Consider the following 15,828-nt stretch of genomic DNA (forward strand, 5'->3'; position numbering starts at 1 on the left):
ACATGCCAGACTACGACTACATTCACAGTGGCGACGCCATTTACCAGCGATCATTTGCGATCATTCGCAGTGAAGCCGACCTGTCGCGGTTCTCGACAGAGGAAGCGGATGTCGCTGTTCGCATGATCCACGCTTGCGGCCTTGTCCAGGCGGCAGACAGCTTCCTGTTCTCGCCTAGTGTGGTGAAGGCTGCGCGCATGGCTCTTCAGGATGGAGCACCAATCTTTTGCGACGCCGAAATGGTTGCCCATGGAATCACCCGTACCCGCCTGCCCGCGCACAACGATGTGATTTGCACATTGCATGATCCACGGACACCGGAACTTGCCAGCGAAACCGGCAATACGCGTTCAGCAGCGGCGCTCCACCTGTGGCTGGAGCGGCTGGCAGGCAGCGTTGTGGCGATCGGCAATGCTCCAACGGCTCTGTTTCACCTGCTCGAATTGCTGCGCGACGGTGCACCAAAGCCGGCTGCGATCATCGGCATGCCGGTCGGTTTCGTCGGTGCAGCCGAATCAAAGGATGCCCTGGCCGAGAACGCCTACGGCGTGCCGTTTGCGATCGTGCGTGGTCGCCTTGGCGGAAGCGCCATGACCGCCGCGGCCATCAACGCTCTGGCGAGGCCGGGTCTATGACGAATGCTGGCCGCCTCATCGGTGTCGGGACCGGACCGGGAGATCCCGAACTTCTGACCGTCAAGGCCATCAAGGCGATCGATGCTGCCGAGGTCGTTGCCTATTTTGCCAAGCGGGGCAGGGGAGGCAACGGAAGGGCCATCGTCGAGCACCTGATTGGCGACAAGATCCTGCTACCTCTCTATTATCCGGTCACGACCGAGATCGAGACATCTGACGAAACCTACCGCAACCAGATCACGTCCTTCTATGACGAGGCGGCCGAAGCAGTCGGCGGCCATCTCGATATCGGCCGAACCGTCGCCGTCCTGAGCGAGGGCGATCCGCTGTTTTACGGTTCCTACATGCATCTCCACGTCCGCCTGGCGAACCGCTACCAGACTGAGGTCATACCCGGCATCAGTGCCATGTCCGGATGCTGGTCGCTCGCAGGCCTGCCGATCGTCCAGGGTGACGATGTGCTATCCGTACTGCCCGGTACGATGGAGGAGGCCGAGCTGCGGCGCAGGCTCTCTGACACACAGGCAGCGGTGATCATGAAGGTCGGGCGGAATCTTCCGAAGATCCGACGCGCATTGGAGGCATCGGGGCGCCTTTCGGAAGCGGTCTATGTTGAACGTGGGACGATGGTAAACGCGGCAATGACCAAACTCGCAGACCGTCCCGACGGCGAGGCGCCATATTTTTCCCTGGTACTGGTGCCGGGTTGGGAATCCAGGCGATGACGGGCAAGCTTTTCGTGATCGGCACAGGGCCGGGCAACCCCGAGCAGATGACACAGGAAAGTCGTGCTGCCGTTTCGGAGGCGACGGATTTCTACGGCTATGGTCCGTATCTCGATCGACTGGAACTCAGGCCAGACCAGCGTCGGCAAGCTTCGGACAACCGTCAGGAACTGGACCGCGCCTCTGACGCCCTGAAGGCGGCTGCCGACGGCGCAATCGTTTGCGTCGTATCAGGCGGCGATCCCGGGGTCTTTGCGATGGCTGCCGCCGTCTGTGAGGCTATCGACAATGGACCAGCTTGCTGGCGCGACATCGATCTTGTCATCTTGCCGGGTATTACGGCCATGTTGGCGGTCGCTGCGCGTACAGGCGCACCGCTTGGCCACGATTTCTGCACCATCTCCCTGTCGGATAACCTAAAGCCTTGGAATATAATAGAAAACAGGCTTCAATCGGCCGCAATGGCAGGCTTCGTTATCGCTCTCTACAATCCGATCAGCAAAGCCCGGCCCTGGCAGCTCGGCAGGGCGCTTGAGTTGCTCCGCTTGACATTGCCGCCGACGACGCCGGTGATTTTCGGAAGGGCGGCTGGCCGGCCCGATGAAAGGATCACCGTTCAACCGCTCCAGGACGCTGACGCCGGCATGGCTGATATGGCGACCTGTGTGATCATCGGGTCGGAAGAAACTCGGGTCGTTGCCCGGACCGGCAAACCGGATCTTGTCTACACACCCCGCTTCCTCGAAGGAGGAAAAAGGTGACCGACCGCCGAGAGGATCAGCTCGACCGTGGCAAGCCTCTGCATGTCAGCGCTCTCAGCCCGTCTCACCATGATGACCTCGATGCCGAGCAGCCGGGCGGCGGCGATCTTGGCATATGTCGCCGAACCCCCGCTGTTCTTGGTGACAACCGCATCGATACGCTTGGCCTTGAGAAGTGCGATCTCGTTCTCCACGACATAGGGGCCGCGATCGAGGATCAACTCGACATCGGGAAGAGCGAGCGGCGGATCAACAGGATCGACACTTCTTACGAGATAGAAATGCTGGGGCCGGGCTTCTGCCAGGTGCGCCTCCTGACGACCAATTGCCAGAAAGGCGCGGCGAGGAGAGGGGCCAAGCGCATCGATTGCGTCGGCCACAGACGCAACATGTGTCCACCTGTCTTGCGGCTCTTCGCTCCATTCCGGCCTGCGCAGTGCGAGAGCCGGAATCTGGGCCGCCTTGCACGCTTGGCTGGCGTTAATCGACATCCGCGTGGCGAATGGGTGCGTTGCGTCGATCAACAGATCGAAATCACCTTTGCCGAGGAAGGATGCCAATCCTTCCGCGCCACCAAAGCCACCCATGCGGAAAGGCACGGGCTGGCAAACAGGTTTTTGGGTGCGACCAGCCAGGGACAGCAGGATCTCGTATCTTCCGGTCGCGGCAAGCGCCTGCGCCAGGACCCGCGCGTCCCCGGTGCCACCCAGTATCAGGATACGGGCTTTTTCCATGTCTGACGTGTCTTTCGCTCCCGCTGAATGCTGGCTGACTATTATCGGCATCGGCGAGGATGGTCCAGCCGGGCTCGGCGACGAAGCAAAGGCGCTGATATCAGCTGCAAAGGTCGTCTTCGGTGGCGCACGACATCTTGAACTGGCATCACCGATCATCTCGGGCACTACGTTTACCTGGGAAAGCCCTTTCCAACGGTCGATCGAGGCGGTGATCGCGCGCCGTGGAAGGCCTGTTGTCGTGCTGGGCTCGGGAGACCCGTTTCTTTACGGGATAGGGGCAACCCTTTGTCGATCGATCGGGGTTGGCGAGATGCGGACCATTCCCGCGCCGTCCTCGTTCAGCCTCGCGGCCGCCCGTCTCGGATGGCCGTTGCAGGAGGTTGCTTCCATTTCCCTGCACGGACGCCCTTTGGAGCTCCTGCTGCCGCATCTCCACCACGACAGGCGGATCATTGCCTTGACGTCTGATGGCAAGACGCCGCTTCGCCTGGCGGAGATGCTGCGGGACATCGGTTTCGGCCGGTCACGACTTCATCTTCTCGAGGCGATTGGCGGACAGCATGAACGGCAGCGAAGCGTGATTGCCGAAGATTTCGATCTTTCCGACGTCAGCCCGTTAAATGTCTGTGCCATCGAGGTGGTGGCAGGGGAGGGCGCCAGGCAGCTTGCCTTCACGCCCGGGCTTGACGACAGCCTTTTCGAGCATGACGGCCAGATCACCAAAAAGGAGATCCGCGCTTTCACGCTTTCCGCGCTTGCTCCGCGGCATGGCGAATTGCTCTGGGATGTCGGCGCCGGGTGCGGTTCGATCGGTATCGAGTGGATGCTCGCCAACCCGTCGCTACGCGCAATCGCAATCGAGCAGTCTTCCGAAAGGGCAGCAAGGGTTGCCCGCAATGCGCTTGCCTTCGGCGTTCCGGGACTGTCGATCGTCGAGGGGGCGGCTCCTCTGGCGCTTGAAGGCCTGCCGGAACCCGATGCCATTTTTGTCGGCGGCGGAGGGAGCGAGGCAGGTGTCATGGAGGCCGTGATGGGCGCGCTGAGACCCGGCGGCCGGCTTGTCGCCAATGCGGTCACCCTGGAGATGGAGGCACTCCTGCTGTCGCTCCACAAAAAACACGGCGGTTCATTGACGCGTATCGAGATCGCGCGCGTGGCACCGGTCGGCACGATGAGCGGCTGGCGACCTGCTATGCCCGTCACACAATGGCGCTGGACAAGGGAATAAAGGAAAAGAGATGGCGGTTCATTTCATAGGCGCTGGACCGGGCGCCGCCGACCTTATCACGGTCCGTGGCCGTGATCTCATCGCGTCCTGCGCAGTCTGTCTCTATGCCGGCTCGATCGTCTCGCCCGACCTTTTGCAATATTGCCCTTCGGACGCCCGCATCATCGATACCGCCCCAATGTCGCTGGATGAAATAGAGGCGGAGTACATCGCTGCGTCAGCGGCCGGCCACGATGTCGCGCGGCTTCACTCGGGAGATCTTTCCATCTGGAGTGCGGTTGCCGAGCAGATTCGTCGGCTGCAGAAGCATGGGATCGACTATACAATGACACCAGGTGTTCCGGCCTTTGCGGCCGCTGCCGCCACACTTGGTCGTGAACTGACAATCCCGGCAATGGCGCAAAGCCTCGTGCTCACGCGTGTCACAGGCCGGGCGTCGCCAATGCCAGCGGGAGAAACGCTTGAAAAGTTTGGCGCGACCGGGGCGACGCTCGCGATCCATCTCGCCATTCACGCGCTTGATCGCGTGGTGGCAGAACTAACCCCGGTTTATGGCACCGCTTGTCCGGTCGCCATCGTTGCCAAGGCATCCTGGCCGGACGAAATGGTCATCCGCGGCACGCTTGGCGACATCGAGGCAAAGTTTGATGCGACGCCAGTCGAACGCACGGCGATCATTTTCGTCGGTCCATCGCTCGGCGTTACCGACTTCCGCGAAAGCGCGCTCTACGATGTCTCATATCAGCGACGCTTTCGCGGCCGGGAGTAGGGGAGGGGGTCGAATCAAGTCCTCGCCGTGAGGAAGTCCATGCTTGCCCGAAGCGAGCTCGACGGATCCTCCAACCCGTGGACTTCCGCCGCGAAAGGCTCAAACGAAAATGGCCCTCGGTAGCCGGCCGCAAGCAGAGCTTTCATCTGTCCGAGATTGTCCAGCCGGTCCTTCCCGTCTACGAGGACACGGTGGGGATCGCGCATCTCGGAAAGCGAAACACTAGGATCACTGACGCCGGAAATGTGCACCAGCCCCGTCAAGTCCGCAAACAGCCTGTCCTCCCCGGCAAGAAGATGGTGGAAGGTGTCATGAACCAGCCTGAAGGTTGATCGTGCCTCAAGCGCGTCGATGGCAGCGGCCGCCTCCGCCTTTGACCGGAGCGAGCAAATCTCGAAACCCAGCGGTTCGACCAGGCCGATGATGTTCGCCGCGTCAAGCAATGGCTTCAATTCGATCAGCGACTGGCGCAAATTTTTCTGGCGCTCGCCATCGGCCCGCCCCGTTCCATCATTTTTCGGAACGAGAACCAGCGCCTTCGCGCCGCAGGCTGTGGCATAGCCTATCAGTTCCTTCGCCTCCTCCTTGCGCTCAGGACTCCAATCGTTGAAAAGCTGCAGCGCGTTGATCGACAGGATCGTCAGCCGGTGCTCCCGGGCAGCCCTTGCCACGGCATCTGGCGACGTACCGTCCAGGATAGCGGAGTTAGCGAGGTCGTTACGGATTTCGACGGCATCGATACCAAGCGAGGTGGCGAGCCGAAAGAATTCCTGGACAGAAAGTTGCGGCGCAACCATGTGATTGAGCGCGAAATGAAGCTGCGCCATGTTCAGTCTCCTCCCAATTATACCGGCCGGACACCGCACGTGGCGCCCCGACTGTATAACCTTCTAATGGGATTTGTGTTTTAGACCATCTCCCTTCCAAGACTTTGACATTTCATTCCTGCGAGAAAACAATACTTCAATGCAAGAAAAGCCTCACGGCGACACGAAGCGCTGGCAAACCAAGATTTCACGTATCTTCCCCCTACTACGGTCAATAATGAAGTCGATCCGCGTTTTGTATATCGGTTAATAACTGCGCTTATTGTAGAAAATTCGGCTGCAACTGAAAGCATAGACCCGTTTAAAAAGCTCTTTCAAGGCGTAACTTCATGTCTTCGCGCGTCGGAGCGTAACATTTTTCAGAAATATTATTCCTGCCTATTACCTACCCATCCGGTGTAGACAGCCATTGGGGGAGTATAGCGAAATGCAATTTCAGAAATACCTCGTGCTAGGTAGAAATTTATTTGTTGGGCTTTTCACCGTTAACCTTTGGAAATATTTTTGTATTGCGTATTAGTAATCGACTATGTAGTTTCTTAATAAAGTAGAAACGCGGCATACACAGTTCCGTGATAGCGCTGGAGGCATGTTTCTACTTTTAGACCGACTATTGGGGATCATCAAAGCGTTCAGGTAACTGTCGTTCAAGTATTTCAATACTTGTTGCGGGGCCATGTCGCGCATCTAGGGGTATGAGGCTGGTATGAATTACGTACACCCGGAATTTGAGAATGGGAGAATAGCGTTGAATGGCCTTGGGCCCGCAGCGGCACTGTTAGCCGGCGCGGACTCCGGCTTGTCTGTCGCGCAGGAAGATAAATGCCTGCTGATCATCGACGCACGGACACTCGAGCGCGAATGCCTTGCGACCACATTGATGGCGAATGGCCTAGGCATGGCCGCTGTCGCCGCTGGCTCGATCGCTGATTGGCGGCGGAGGAAGGAAAATTACCGGCCGGTTGGGGCGGTTCTTCTCAATATCGCCGGTCGGATGGCAAATGAGGCCGCACTGTCCGAAGAAATCGCGACCATCACCGCAGAAGTCGCACCGGCTCCGGTGGTTATCCTGGCTGATGGTGATGACCTTGGCCAGACATTGAAAATACTCGAATACGGCGCCCGTGGCTTCATTCCGACATCCGTCGGGATCGAGGTATGTGTCGAGGCAATCGCTCTGGCGGTCGCAGGTGGCACCTTTATCCTCGCCGGCCACGCGTTTTCTTCGACGGCCGCGGCGAGCGTCGAAAAGCGAGAGCCGGAACAACGGCCAAAGGAACTCACGCGCATCTTTACGCTGAGGCAGGCCGAGGTCGTGCAGGCGCTTCGCAAGGGGAAGGCGAACAAGATCATCGCCTATGAGCTCAATCTGCGCGAGAGTACAGTGAAGGTTCACATCCGGAACATCATGAAGAAGCTCAAGGCAACCAACCGAACCGAAGTCGCCTACAAGCTCAACGACATGTTCCAAAACGACGGACGATGGAGCACTGCAGCCGAATAACTCATTTCGGCACGTGTTTCTGCACATCGAACAACCTCTCTACAGATGGCGCGCAGTAAGACTGCCGCCATCTGCAGCCAGTCCACCGTCGCTCCCGCCCAGCGCATTAGGGTGCGTTACCGCCCAACCTCACTGTGGCTGTGCTGCTCTTTTCCGGATACGATAGTCACTGGCCGGTCTTTTCGACGTCCCAGTATTTGCCTGAAGCCCTTGGCCGAAAATGGCTGGACGAGCTGTCCGATAAATCCTTCGGCCACTCGACCGCTGATGCCGATGTCGGCAGGCGGTCTGCGCGCCGGATTGAAGTATGTCCCGAAAATCTGATCCCACAGGACAAGGTTCTCACCGTAGTTCGTATTTCCTTCGGCAAGCACCTTCGAATGGTGCCAGCGGTGCAAGCGCGGGGTGCTGAATACCCAGTCGAGCGGTCCTGTGGTCACATCGATGTTGCAGTGGGTCAGAAGGCCAATAAAGGCCGTGACCGCGCCGATCCAGAGAAAGACAGGCAAGGGCGCCCCCATCAGATAGAGGGGAATCTGGCTGAGCGCGATCTTGAAAAGCGAGTCGACGATATGAAAGCGACCCGTATTGACGACCCACAGGCGTTCGACACTGTGATGGAGCGCATGGAATCGCCACAGGGAAAGGATCTCGTGCGCGGCGCGATGAGCGACGTAGAGACCTAATTCAGCGATGGTCAACCCGAGGGCCACCTGCAGGGCAAGCGGCCATGCATGCGGCCATATGGAGAGGGGAGAGCTCAGCGAAGGCTGCAGGACCGTCGCAGCCGCCATTGGAGCGGAAGCTCCGATCGCCGCTGCGATCTGCACGCCACCCTTGCTCAGCAACGTATGAGCAATGTCGTTGAGGGTTTCGCCGTCACGCTCCAACCATTGCTTTTCATAGGGCATGAGCCGCTCGAAGCCCGCAATGAGGGCGACGATCGTGAGGTAGACCACATTGAACCACAACAATGGAGCGTCCGACGCAAAGGCCCATCCAGCCCCAACCAGTCCCCCAGTAAAAAGGCCGGGCCAAAGTATCCGTGACGCCGCGATGTAAACCTGCGACTTGCCCTCAGTCATCACAAGCAACCCTGACACTTAAAATCCGAAGTGCATCTTACATAGCAAATTTCGCTGTCCGCCAAGAGCCAACGCAGTCGTTTGTGACAGATGGCCACAGCTACAATGCGCGCATGCGAGCCCCATGCTTCACCGCTCGTGTGCGGCGATCGATGTCGTCACTCCAGTTTCGCAGACTTAAGATATCGCAATTGTCACATAGCCTGCTTCCTGATAGGCGTCGCCGTCAGTCACACCCTCTCCCTCTGCAAGTCGATGCAATCAAGATTCTCCGACCCATCCACAAGCCCGCTGATCGGCATTGCGCTTGCATGCTCAGGCTATTCGGTTTTTGCCCTACAGGATGCGGTGGTGAAGTGGTTGGTCGCAGATTACGCCGTCCCTCAGATCCTGTTCATGCGTAGCATCATGATCGTTGCGATTGCTGGCATCATGGTCCGGCGGCTTCGCCATCCCTCGATACTGAAGAGCCCGCACCGGAAATCGCTGCTGATTCGCGCAGGTCTGATGCTTGCCGCCTGGATGGCCTATTATTCGGCGGCACGCCATCTCGGTCTCGCCGAGATCACCACAATGTATTTCTCTGCGCCGATCATGGTGGTGTTCCTGTCCATCCTCGTGCTCAAGGAAAACGTCGGGCCAATGCGCTGGTTGGCTTGCATAGGAGGTTTCGCGGGCGTTCTCCTCGCCGCCAACCCTGGGCAATCGCCAAGCATCGTGCCCGCCGCAATGGTCATCTTCGCGGGTTTCTGCTGGGCGTGGAGCACCGTACTTGTACGACTGGTCAGCCGTACCGAAAGTACACTCAACCAAATGATGGCGACTAGTTTTCTGTTCGTAGTCGCCTGCGGCGCGACGCTGCCCTGGTTGTGGAAAACTCCGGACCTCTTCGGGTGGGTCCTGATGATCGGGCTCGGTCTCGTGGCTGCCGCCGGGCAGTATCTCCTCTACGAGGGCTTCCGCCATGCGCCTGCTTCAACACTTGCGCCGATGGAGTACAGCGGACTCGTCTGGGCATTTCTCTACGGATATCTTATCTGGTCGGAAGTCCCAACGGCAAATGTGGTGGCAGGAGCCGTGCTGATCGTCGCCTCCAGTCTCACGCTTGTGTGGTGGGAGCGTCGACGGATGCTGTTGACGCGCCGCCTGACGGCATAGCTCTGCCGTCACTGATCTTGTCAGTTGTAGGCCGTCGCGCCGGCCTCATGCGCCATGCTCAGCTTCTGAGCCGCGAGCACCACCTCGAGGCGGTTTCGCGCATCGAGCTTCTGCATCAGGACAGTCATGTAATGCTTTACTGTCTTTTCGCTGATATCCAGACCGCTCGCAATTTCACGGTTGGTGTTGCCGCGCATCAGATAGCCGACGATCTGCTCCTCGCGGGCACTCAACCGCATATGCACTTGCGTCTTGCGGCGCAGCGCCTCGGTCTTCATCGACATGATCACCTTGGTGGCAAAGCCTGGTGTGATGAAGGTGTTGCCGGAGTAGACCGTGCGTATTGCCTCATGCAGATCGGTGGCGGTGCTGCCTTTCAACACATAGCCGGAAACCCCCAGGCCCAGAACCTGAATCGCTGTCTCGATGCTCGAGCTGGCCGTGAACACGATGATCCGAGTGCGCTTATAGCGCTGCAACATGATCTCGATTGCAGCAATTGCGTCGCCAGGCATGCTCAGGTCGACCACGATCACATCGGGATCGAGTTCTTCGACAAGCTTTAATGCATCGACGGCATTTTCGCCCTTGCCGACAATGGCCAGATCTTCCTTGTTCGAGTAAAGACTGACCAATCCTTCGAGCAGTATCGGATGATCATCGACGAACGCTACTGAAATCGCCATTGAGCTCCCCCCTCTTCCGTTACGTACTACCCTAGTCCATCAGAATGCAATTTTGAAGTTAATACTTAAGTAATAGTACGTTAGCCCACTATCGGATAGTGTTTTCCCTTAACAGATTTGTTTGTACGTAACTTTGCGCACTTCTCGCAAGTTACTCACTCCACCCGGCGAACAACTGGATGAGGCGGCATTGGAAAGCGAGGTGAACACCAACTGAGACGACGGGCAGTACTTATGGCAGACCCAGATGACCACAGCCTGTCGAGAATATTTCATAAGAATTCCCTAATAATAGCACTCGCCACTCCGTTGCAAAATCACCAATCTCTACCATTCCCTACACCGATAGGCGTATATACTGGTGCAATAGGGGACGCGGCAAAGAACAACCGGCATTTGCACTTGAAGAAGCTGTGGTGAGTGAGGCCCTACGGTTTGCCCGGTTGTGCCTCGCGGCTTCAACCCGACAAGATCCCTGAGGCCCGATACGTCTCGGCCCACGCGGGTGACGACGTGATCGCCAAAGCTGTCGAAGGCCGCGGCCGGCGACGCTATGCTTGGTGGCTCTCCTCGTACTTGCGCACAAAGCCGTAAAAGCCCCACATTACGTCAATGGTTTAAAGAACCTTTGGAAGTTTCGAGCATGGCATTGTGGAACTATCGCGTATTTCAAATACGGGATAGTTACGCTTTCATTGAAAACCCAGAAATAGTCTTGTAGCTTCCCGTATCTGAAATACGCGAAATTATACATTATGCCGCTCTATCTCGTCCGCTAAAACATCGATAAAACCCGCGCTCACCGGCAGGCGGAGGCCGGCAAGCTCGTCCAGCTGATGCGCGGCATCTACGTTGATGCCGACGCCGACATAGACGAAACGGTGCGGACCCATGCCGTACGCATCGCCAAATACCTATATCCGAATGCATACCTGTCGGCCGCCAGCGCCGTTCTGCTTGGCACGATGCGTGATGGCCGCCTGTTCCTGACTGGCCGCCGTGTGCAGCGGCAGCGGATCAGGACGCTGGAAATCATTCAGAATAAAGCGCCGGATCACCCTTCCGTCGCGCAGGCAGTAATAGGTGACGACATGGGCGAGTTGCGTGTCGACGTGTCTTCGATCCGCCAGCGCTTTTTGGAAGCCTTCCGCATCCGCAGCGAACATGCGACCTCTTTCGACGAAGCAATGAAGGACGGGATCGCCGCGCGACTGATTGAAGAACACAGGAACCCAGAAAACGCCGCCGACGCAGTTTTTAAGCTTGCCCGCGACAATGGTTGGCTTGACGAAGGAGCGCCGCGGAACGCTACCTGAGACGAAACCCGGCGGCCGCCGTCGCCGTGGCAAATCAGGCCGCGCTCAATGACCGTTGCATGGCACGGGGAACCGATAGGCAGCCTAGCCCATGACGGCTTCGAGTGGCGATGGAAGGCGTCCGAACCGGACGCCCCGCCGCTTGTGCGCCAAACCACGCCCGGCAGATTGCCTCCTTTCATTGAGTCGTTACTGCCGGAAGGCTGGCTGAGCCGGGTGCTGAACAGCCCGGATGAGCGGGCGGAATTGCGCAGCGGCAAGCGCTACATCTCAAACATCATGATTGTGGCAAGTGAACTGGCCGCCCTTCCGGCCGATGTTCTGTTAACGAGGCTACATAGCTTCACGGAAAATCACTTTTTCACAGGGACCTATGTCGGTCCCGGCCGTGGCGACATCCAGGATAGATTCGAACAGAACCCGGCAAAGATATTCGGGACGGGCGCGACACCGCGGCTGTCGACGTCCAGTCAAGGCGCCGATGTTCCTCGACGCGGATGGAACCCTGATGCCGAGTGCGACAAGCGGCACTACTCTTCCCGGAATGCCTTCATCATCTGGTCGGTGAATGGTTTGAGGAGGTATGAGAGGGCGGTTCGCTCGGCGGTCTGGACGAAGACTTCGACGGGCATTCCGGGGATGAGCTTGTTGTCCTTGAGGAGGTTCTGGTCGGCAAGCGACAGGGAGGCGAGGTAGTAGGGCTGGCCGGTGGCGCGGTCGAGGGTGGTTGCGGCGGCGACGACGTCGACGGTGCCGTGGAGTTCCGGGGTGGTGCGCTGGTTGAAGGCGGTGAAGCGCATGCGGGCCGGCTGGCCGGGCGAGACGCGGTCGATGTCGACGGGGGGAATGCGGACCTCGACGCTGAGGTGCTCGCTTTTCGGGACGACCGACATGACGGTGGCGCCCGGCGCGATGATGCCGCCGATGGTGTGGACCTGCAGGTCATAGACGAAGCCGTCGACGGGGGCGCGCACCTCCATGCGGGTGAGGCGGTCGCGGGCGGCGATCTCGCGCTCGTTGAGCTCGGCGATCTTGGCAAGCAGGTTGACGATCTCGGTCTGCGCCTCCTTGCGGGTGGTCTGGTCGATGGAGATGAGCTTCATGTTGAGCTCGCTGATCTCGCCCTCGGCCTCGGCGACCTTGGCGATCAGCTCGCCGCGGCTGCCCTCGATGCGGGCGCGCTGGCGCAGCAGGTCGCGCTTCTGCGAGATCGGCACCAGCTGGCTTGCGAGCAGCTTCTCGGTCTTGGCGAGCTCCTGCTCGACGATCTCGGCCTCGCTGTCGTTGGAGCGGCTCTGCGCCTTGAAGCCGCGCACCTGTTCGTCGAGCTGGACGATCTGCAGGCGCAGCTGTTCCTTCTGGTTGGCGACCATGCGGCGGTTGGCCTCAAACAGCCTGGTCTCGCCCGAGATCACCGCGGCGGACAGGTCGAGCGCCGCAAAGCCGACGGTTTCTGCCTCGTCGCGCTCGGCCACCAGCCTGGCATGGGCGGCGGTCAGCTGCTGCAGCTGCGCCCTGACGATCGACAGTTCGACGCGGGTCTGGGTGTCGTCGAGGACGATGAGGACGTCGCCCTTTTTGACGACGGTGCCGTTGTCGACGCGGATGGCGGCGATGATGCCGCCGTCGCGGTGCTGGATGGTCTTGACCTGCTCGGAGACGACCACCTGGCCATGGGTGATGACGGCGCCCGACAGCTTCGCCTGGGCGGCCCAGCCGCCGATGCCGAAGACCAGCACGCCGGCCAGTGCCGAGGAGGCGATAATGCGCGAGGTGATGCCGAACTGCCGGGCGTTCTGCCTGGCCTTGTCGCTGCCGGTCTTGTCGGTGCCGGCCTTGTCGCTGCCGGTCTTGTCGCTGGTGGTGGTGATCATCGCGGTGTTCCCCTGGAGCCTTGCTGGCCTTGTTGTCCTGTCGTCGTGGTCTGCTGGCATTGTCTTTCTGGCATTGTCGGGAGAGGCCGGCCTCCCGGGGGAGAGGCCGATGGCCTATCCCCCGGGACAGGCGTCACGCCTGTCCCATCGTCTGGCTGTCGACCGTGACCTGGCCGGGCTCGATGGCGGCGAGGATGAAGTCCTCAGCGGTCAGCTCGTGATGGCCGCGCAGCAGGATCTGCAGGTCGTCGTCATGGTCGAGGTCGACGATGGTGCGCACGACGGTGCGGGTGTCGTCGCCGAGCGCCTCGTAGATGAAGGTGACCGAGCCGATCTGCGGCGTGTCGCCGTCGATCTGCAGGCCGGCGAAGGTCAGCGTGCCGTACTGGCCAAGCGCGGAGAGATCGATGCGGTCGCCGACGCCGAAGTCGAGGATCTCGTCATGGCCGGCGCCGTCGTTCGCAAGGCTTGCGACCGACTGGAAGACGAAGACATCGTCGCCGTCGCCGCCAACCAGCACGTTGACCCTGGCCGAGGCGATGATCGTGTCGTCGCCGGAGCCGCAGCTGGCATTCTCGACGTCGAGGAGTGCGTCGTCGCCGATCTCCGCACCGGAAGCCTCGCCGCGCTCGAGATCGATGACGACACCGAGCACGGTGGCCGAGGCATCGTAGCAGTCGCTGCCGCTGCCGCCGTCCATCCGGTCGTCGCCGTCATCACCGCCGTTGCCGCTGCGGGCGAGCACGATGAAGACGTCGTCGCCGCTGCCGCCGTCGAGCCGGTCGTCACCGTCGCCGCCGACCAGGTGGTCGTCGCCACTGCGCCCGGCCACCTGATCGTCGCCACCCCCGCCATAAAGGATGTCGGTGCCGCTGCCGCCGGAGAACCGATCGTCGCCGGAGCCGCCATGAATGGTCTCGAAGCCAAGGATCGTATCGCGGCCGATCTCCTCTCCCTCGGCATAGCCGGCCTCGATGTCGGCGATCACCATCTTGACCAGCGCCGACAGGTCGAGCGTGTCGCAGCCCGCACCCCCGTCATAGACGTCGTTGCCATCATGGCTGCCGGCATCCAGTCCGCTGGCGGCGGGAGGGCCGAGCACGATGACGACATCGTCGCCAGCCCCGCCCGAGACCACATCGTCGCCGGCCCCTCCGGTCATCTGGTCATCACCGGCGCCGCCGGTGATCTGGTCGGCCCCGTCACCGCCAATCACCGTGTCGTCGCCGGCTCCGGCAGTCATCTGGTCGTCGCCGGCGCCGCCCTCCAGGCAGTTATCGGCGGCGTCGCCGCCAATCGTATCGTCACCGGCGCTGCCGATGACGTTCTCGATGCCATCAAGGCTGTCGCTGCCGATATCGGTACCGGTGGCGGTGCCTGATGCAAGGTCGACATCGACGGCTGACGTCGCGCCGCTGGCGTCGTAGGTGTCGCTGCCCTCGCCGCCGACATAGGTGTCGTTGCCGTCGCTGACAGGCGTGCCCGCGGCCTGCTGCGTCAGGTCCTCGCCAAGCAGGCCGACCCTGAAGGTATCGTCGCCGGCCTCGCCGAGCGCCACGTCCGTGCCGAGGCCGCCCGTCAGTGCGTCGTCGCCCGCGCCGCCTTCGATCAGATCGTCGCCGGCCTTGCCGGCAAGCTGGTCGTCGCCAGCCCCGCCCTGCAGATGGTTGCCGCCACCGTCGCCGCTAATCGTGTCGTCATCGCCGCTGCCGATGACATTCTCGATGCCATCAAGGCTGTCGCTGCCGATGTCGGTACCGGTGGCGGTGCCGGATGCAAGGTCGACGGTAACGGCGGCCGTTGCGCCGCCGGCGTCATAGGTGTCGCTGCCCTCGCCGCCGACATAGGTGTCGTTGCCGTCGGAGGTGGAGGTTGACGTGCCCGCCGCTTCCTGGCGCAGGTCCTCGCTGAGCAGCCCGACCCGGAAGCTATCGTTGCCCGCGCCGCCGAGCGCCACGTCCTTGCCGAGGCCACCGGTCAGCAGGTCATTGCCGGCGCCGCCTTCCAGCAGGTCGTCGCCGGCCTCGCCGAAGAGCTGATCGTCGCCGTCATCCCCCATCAGGTGGTCGTTGCCGGCGCCGCCGAACAGCCGGTCGTGGCCCCCCTCGCCGATCAGGCTGTCATTGCCTTCGTCGCCGAACAGGTCGTCATTGCCCTCGCCGCCGAACAGCACGTCGTTGCCAAGCCCGCCGAACAGACGGTCGTTGCCGGCCTCGCCATGGATCAGGTCATCGCCGTCGCCGCCGAAGACGGTGTCGTCGCCGGACCCGGCAAACACCACGTCACGGCCCTCGCGAGCATGGACGAAGTCGTCGCCATCCTTCAGCGAGATGATGTCGTTATCAGGCGTGCCGAGCAGCCGGTCGTCGCCGTCGGGGCGCTGCCGTTTTGTCGGGGGTCGAAGACCTCCTCTCATCCATCAAAGCGATCTCATCGAACGCCTGAGCGCGTTCCTCTCAAAAGGTAGATGTCATGATCAAGAAACTCGCATTTTGCGGGGCTCTCGCCGTATTGGCTAAAAAA

Annotated in this window: 13 protein-coding genes and 1 pseudogene; 8 read left to right on the top strand and 6 right to left on the bottom strand. The window is 60.6% G+C overall.

Features of this window, described 5'->3' with window-relative positions:
- The first annotated feature begins 2 nt into the window (after positions 1-2).
- Genes RGCCGE502_RS27435 through RGCCGE502_RS27445 form a run of 3 tightly spaced genes read left to right on the top strand, consistent with a single transcriptional unit; the run spans position 3 to position 2,121 of the window.
- Positions 3-635, top strand: a complete 633-nt coding sequence (locus RGCCGE502_RS27435) for a precorrin-8X methylmutase (RefSeq protein WP_016557473.1) — start codon at positions 3-5, stop codon at positions 633-635.
- Positions 632-1,360: a precorrin-2 C(20)-methyltransferase gene (locus RGCCGE502_RS27440; RefSeq protein ID WP_016557474.1), complete on the top strand. Its 729-nt coding sequence runs from the start codon at positions 632-634 to the stop codon at positions 1,358-1,360. Before RGCCGE502_RS27435 ends, RGCCGE502_RS27440 begins: the two co-directional genes overlap by 4 nt.
- Positions 1,357-2,121 (top strand): precorrin-3B C(17)-methyltransferase, encoded by a 765-nt coding sequence (locus RGCCGE502_RS27445; protein ID WP_016557475.1) that lies wholly within the window; start codon positions 1,357-1,359, stop codon positions 2,119-2,121. The genes RGCCGE502_RS27440 and RGCCGE502_RS27445 overlap by 4 nt, the downstream gene beginning before the upstream one ends.
- On the opposite strand, the gene RGCCGE502_RS27450 is transcribed toward RGCCGE502_RS27445, so the two are convergent.
- Positions 2,085-2,855: a cobalt-precorrin-6A reductase gene (locus RGCCGE502_RS27450; RefSeq protein WP_016557476.1), complete on the bottom strand. Its 771-nt coding sequence runs from the start codon at positions 2,853-2,855 to the stop codon at positions 2,085-2,087. The two genes, RGCCGE502_RS27445 and RGCCGE502_RS27450, sit on opposite strands and share 37 nt — an antisense overlap.
- Between RGCCGE502_RS27450 and RGCCGE502_RS27455 the strand changes: the two genes are divergently transcribed.
- Together RGCCGE502_RS27455 and cobM are read left to right on the top strand one after the other, a co-directional pair.
- Entirely contained in the window at positions 2,854-4,086 is a 1,233-nt protein-coding gene (locus tag RGCCGE502_RS27455) for a bifunctional cobalt-precorrin-7 (C(5))-methyltransferase/cobalt-precorrin-6B (C(15))-methyltransferase (protein ID WP_016557477.1), read from the top strand. The two genes, RGCCGE502_RS27450 and RGCCGE502_RS27455, sit on opposite strands and share 2 nt — an antisense overlap.
- Positions 4,087-4,096: 10 nt before the next feature.
- Entirely contained in the window at positions 4,097-4,855 is a 759-nt protein-coding gene (cobM, locus tag RGCCGE502_RS27460; RefSeq protein ID WP_016557478.1) for a precorrin-4 C(11)-methyltransferase, read from the top strand.
- A 14-nt stretch (positions 4,856-4,869) separates the two neighbouring features.
- On the opposite strand, the gene RGCCGE502_RS27465 is transcribed toward cobM, so the two are convergent.
- Positions 4,870-5,682 carry a TIM barrel protein gene (locus RGCCGE502_RS27465; protein ID WP_016557479.1) on the bottom strand — a complete coding sequence of 271 codons (813 nt, stop codon included), beginning with the start codon at positions 5,680-5,682 and terminating at the stop codon, positions 4,870-4,872.
- Between the two features lie 706 nt (positions 5,683-6,388).
- On the opposite strand from RGCCGE502_RS27465, the gene RGCCGE502_RS27470 reads away from it, so the two are divergent.
- On the top strand, positions 6,389-7,186 hold the full coding sequence (locus tag RGCCGE502_RS27470; RefSeq protein ID WP_040675765.1) for a response regulator transcription factor: 798 nt from the start codon (positions 6,389-6,391) through the stop codon (positions 7,184-7,186).
- A 116-nt stretch (positions 7,187-7,302) separates the two neighbouring features.
- Here the strand turns inward: RGCCGE502_RS27470 and olsE are convergent, their stop codons facing one another.
- The gene (olsE, locus tag RGCCGE502_RS27475; protein WP_176705733.1) at positions 7,303-8,271 is read right to left on the bottom strand and encodes an ornithine lipid hydroxylase OlsE; all 969 of its coding nucleotides are present in this window, start codon (positions 8,269-8,271) and stop codon (positions 7,303-7,305) included.
- A 255-nt stretch (positions 8,272-8,526) separates the two neighbouring features.
- Here olsE and RGCCGE502_RS27480 point away from each other — a divergent pair, with 255 nt between their 5' ends.
- The gene (locus tag RGCCGE502_RS27480) at positions 8,527-9,429 is read left to right on the top strand and encodes a DMT family transporter (protein ID WP_016557482.1); all 903 of its coding nucleotides are present in this window, start codon (positions 8,527-8,529) and stop codon (positions 9,427-9,429) included.
- Positions 9,430-9,449: 20 nt separating this feature from the next.
- On the opposite strand, the gene RGCCGE502_RS27485 is transcribed toward RGCCGE502_RS27480, so the two are convergent.
- Positions 9,450-10,115 (bottom strand): response regulator, encoded by a 666-nt coding sequence (locus RGCCGE502_RS27485; RefSeq protein ID WP_016557483.1) that lies wholly within the window; start codon positions 10,113-10,115, stop codon positions 9,450-9,452.
- Between the two features lie 782 nt (positions 10,116-10,897).
- Between RGCCGE502_RS27485 and RGCCGE502_RS27490 the strand changes: the two are divergent.
- A pseudogene (locus RGCCGE502_RS27490) lies at positions 10,898-11,948 on the top strand (type II toxin-antitoxin system HipA family toxin); the annotation flags it as partial.
- A gap of 13 nt (positions 11,949-11,961) precedes the next feature.
- Here the strand turns inward: RGCCGE502_RS27490 and RGCCGE502_RS27495 are convergent.
- Both RGCCGE502_RS27495 and RGCCGE502_RS27500 read right to left on the bottom strand, forming a co-directional pair.
- Positions 11,962-13,305 (bottom strand): HlyD family type I secretion periplasmic adaptor subunit, encoded by a 1,344-nt coding sequence (locus RGCCGE502_RS27495; protein WP_016557485.1) that lies wholly within the window; start codon positions 13,303-13,305, stop codon positions 11,962-11,964.
- Between the two features lie 133 nt (positions 13,306-13,438).
- On the bottom strand, positions 13,439-15,721 hold the full coding sequence (locus tag RGCCGE502_RS27500; RefSeq protein ID WP_016557486.1) for a calcium-binding protein: 2,283 nt from the start codon (positions 15,719-15,721) through the stop codon (positions 13,439-13,441).
- Positions 15,722-15,828 lie beyond the last annotated feature (107 nt).

Source organism: Rhizobium grahamii CCGE 502 (assembly GCF_000298315.2).
Lineage (GTDB): Bacteria > Pseudomonadota > Alphaproteobacteria > Rhizobiales > Rhizobiaceae > Rhizobium > Rhizobium grahamii.

Excerpts from the sequence above, each read along its gene's own strand:
- RGCCGE502_RS27480 (WP_016557482.1), top strand. The coding sequence starts at position 8,527 with ATGCAATCAAGATTCTCCGACCCATCCACAAGCCCGCTGATCGGCATT.
- RGCCGE502_RS27440 (WP_016557474.1), top strand. The coding sequence starts at position 632 with ATGACGAATGCTGGCCGCCTCATCGGTGTCGGGACCGGACCGGGAGAT.
- RGCCGE502_RS27500 (WP_016557486.1), bottom strand. The coding sequence starts at position 15,721 with ATGAGAGGAGGTCTTCGACCCCCGACAAAACGGCAGCGCCCCGACGGC.
- RGCCGE502_RS27470 (WP_040675765.1), top strand. The coding sequence starts at position 6,389 with ATGAATTACGTACACCCGGAATTTGAGAATGGGAGAATAGCGTTGAAT.
- RGCCGE502_RS27445 (WP_016557475.1), top strand. The coding sequence starts at position 1,357 with ATGACGGGCAAGCTTTTCGTGATCGGCACAGGGCCGGGCAACCCCGAG.
- RGCCGE502_RS27435 (WP_016557473.1), top strand. The coding sequence starts at position 3 with ATGCCAGACTACGACTACATTCACAGTGGCGACGCCATTTACCAGCGA.
- RGCCGE502_RS27450 (WP_016557476.1), bottom strand. The coding sequence starts at position 2,855 with ATGGAAAAAGCCCGTATCCTGATACTGGGTGGCACCGGGGACGCGCGG.
- cobM (WP_016557478.1), top strand. The coding sequence starts at position 4,097 with ATGGCGGTTCATTTCATAGGCGCTGGACCGGGCGCCGCCGACCTTATC.
- RGCCGE502_RS27495 (WP_016557485.1), bottom strand. The coding sequence starts at position 13,305 with ATGATCACCACCACCAGCGACAAGACCGGCAGCGACAAGGCCGGCACC.
- RGCCGE502_RS27465 (WP_016557479.1), bottom strand. The coding sequence starts at position 5,682 with ATGGCGCAGCTTCATTTCGCGCTCAATCACATGGTTGCGCCGCAACTT.
- olsE (WP_176705733.1), bottom strand. The coding sequence starts at position 8,271 with ATGACTGAGGGCAAGTCGCAGGTTTACATCGCGGCGTCACGGATACTT.
- RGCCGE502_RS27485 (WP_016557483.1), bottom strand. The coding sequence starts at position 10,115 with ATGGCGATTTCAGTAGCGTTCGTCGATGATCATCCGATACTGCTCGAA.
- RGCCGE502_RS27455 (WP_016557477.1), top strand. The coding sequence starts at position 2,854 with ATGTCTGACGTGTCTTTCGCTCCCGCTGAATGCTGGCTGACTATTATC.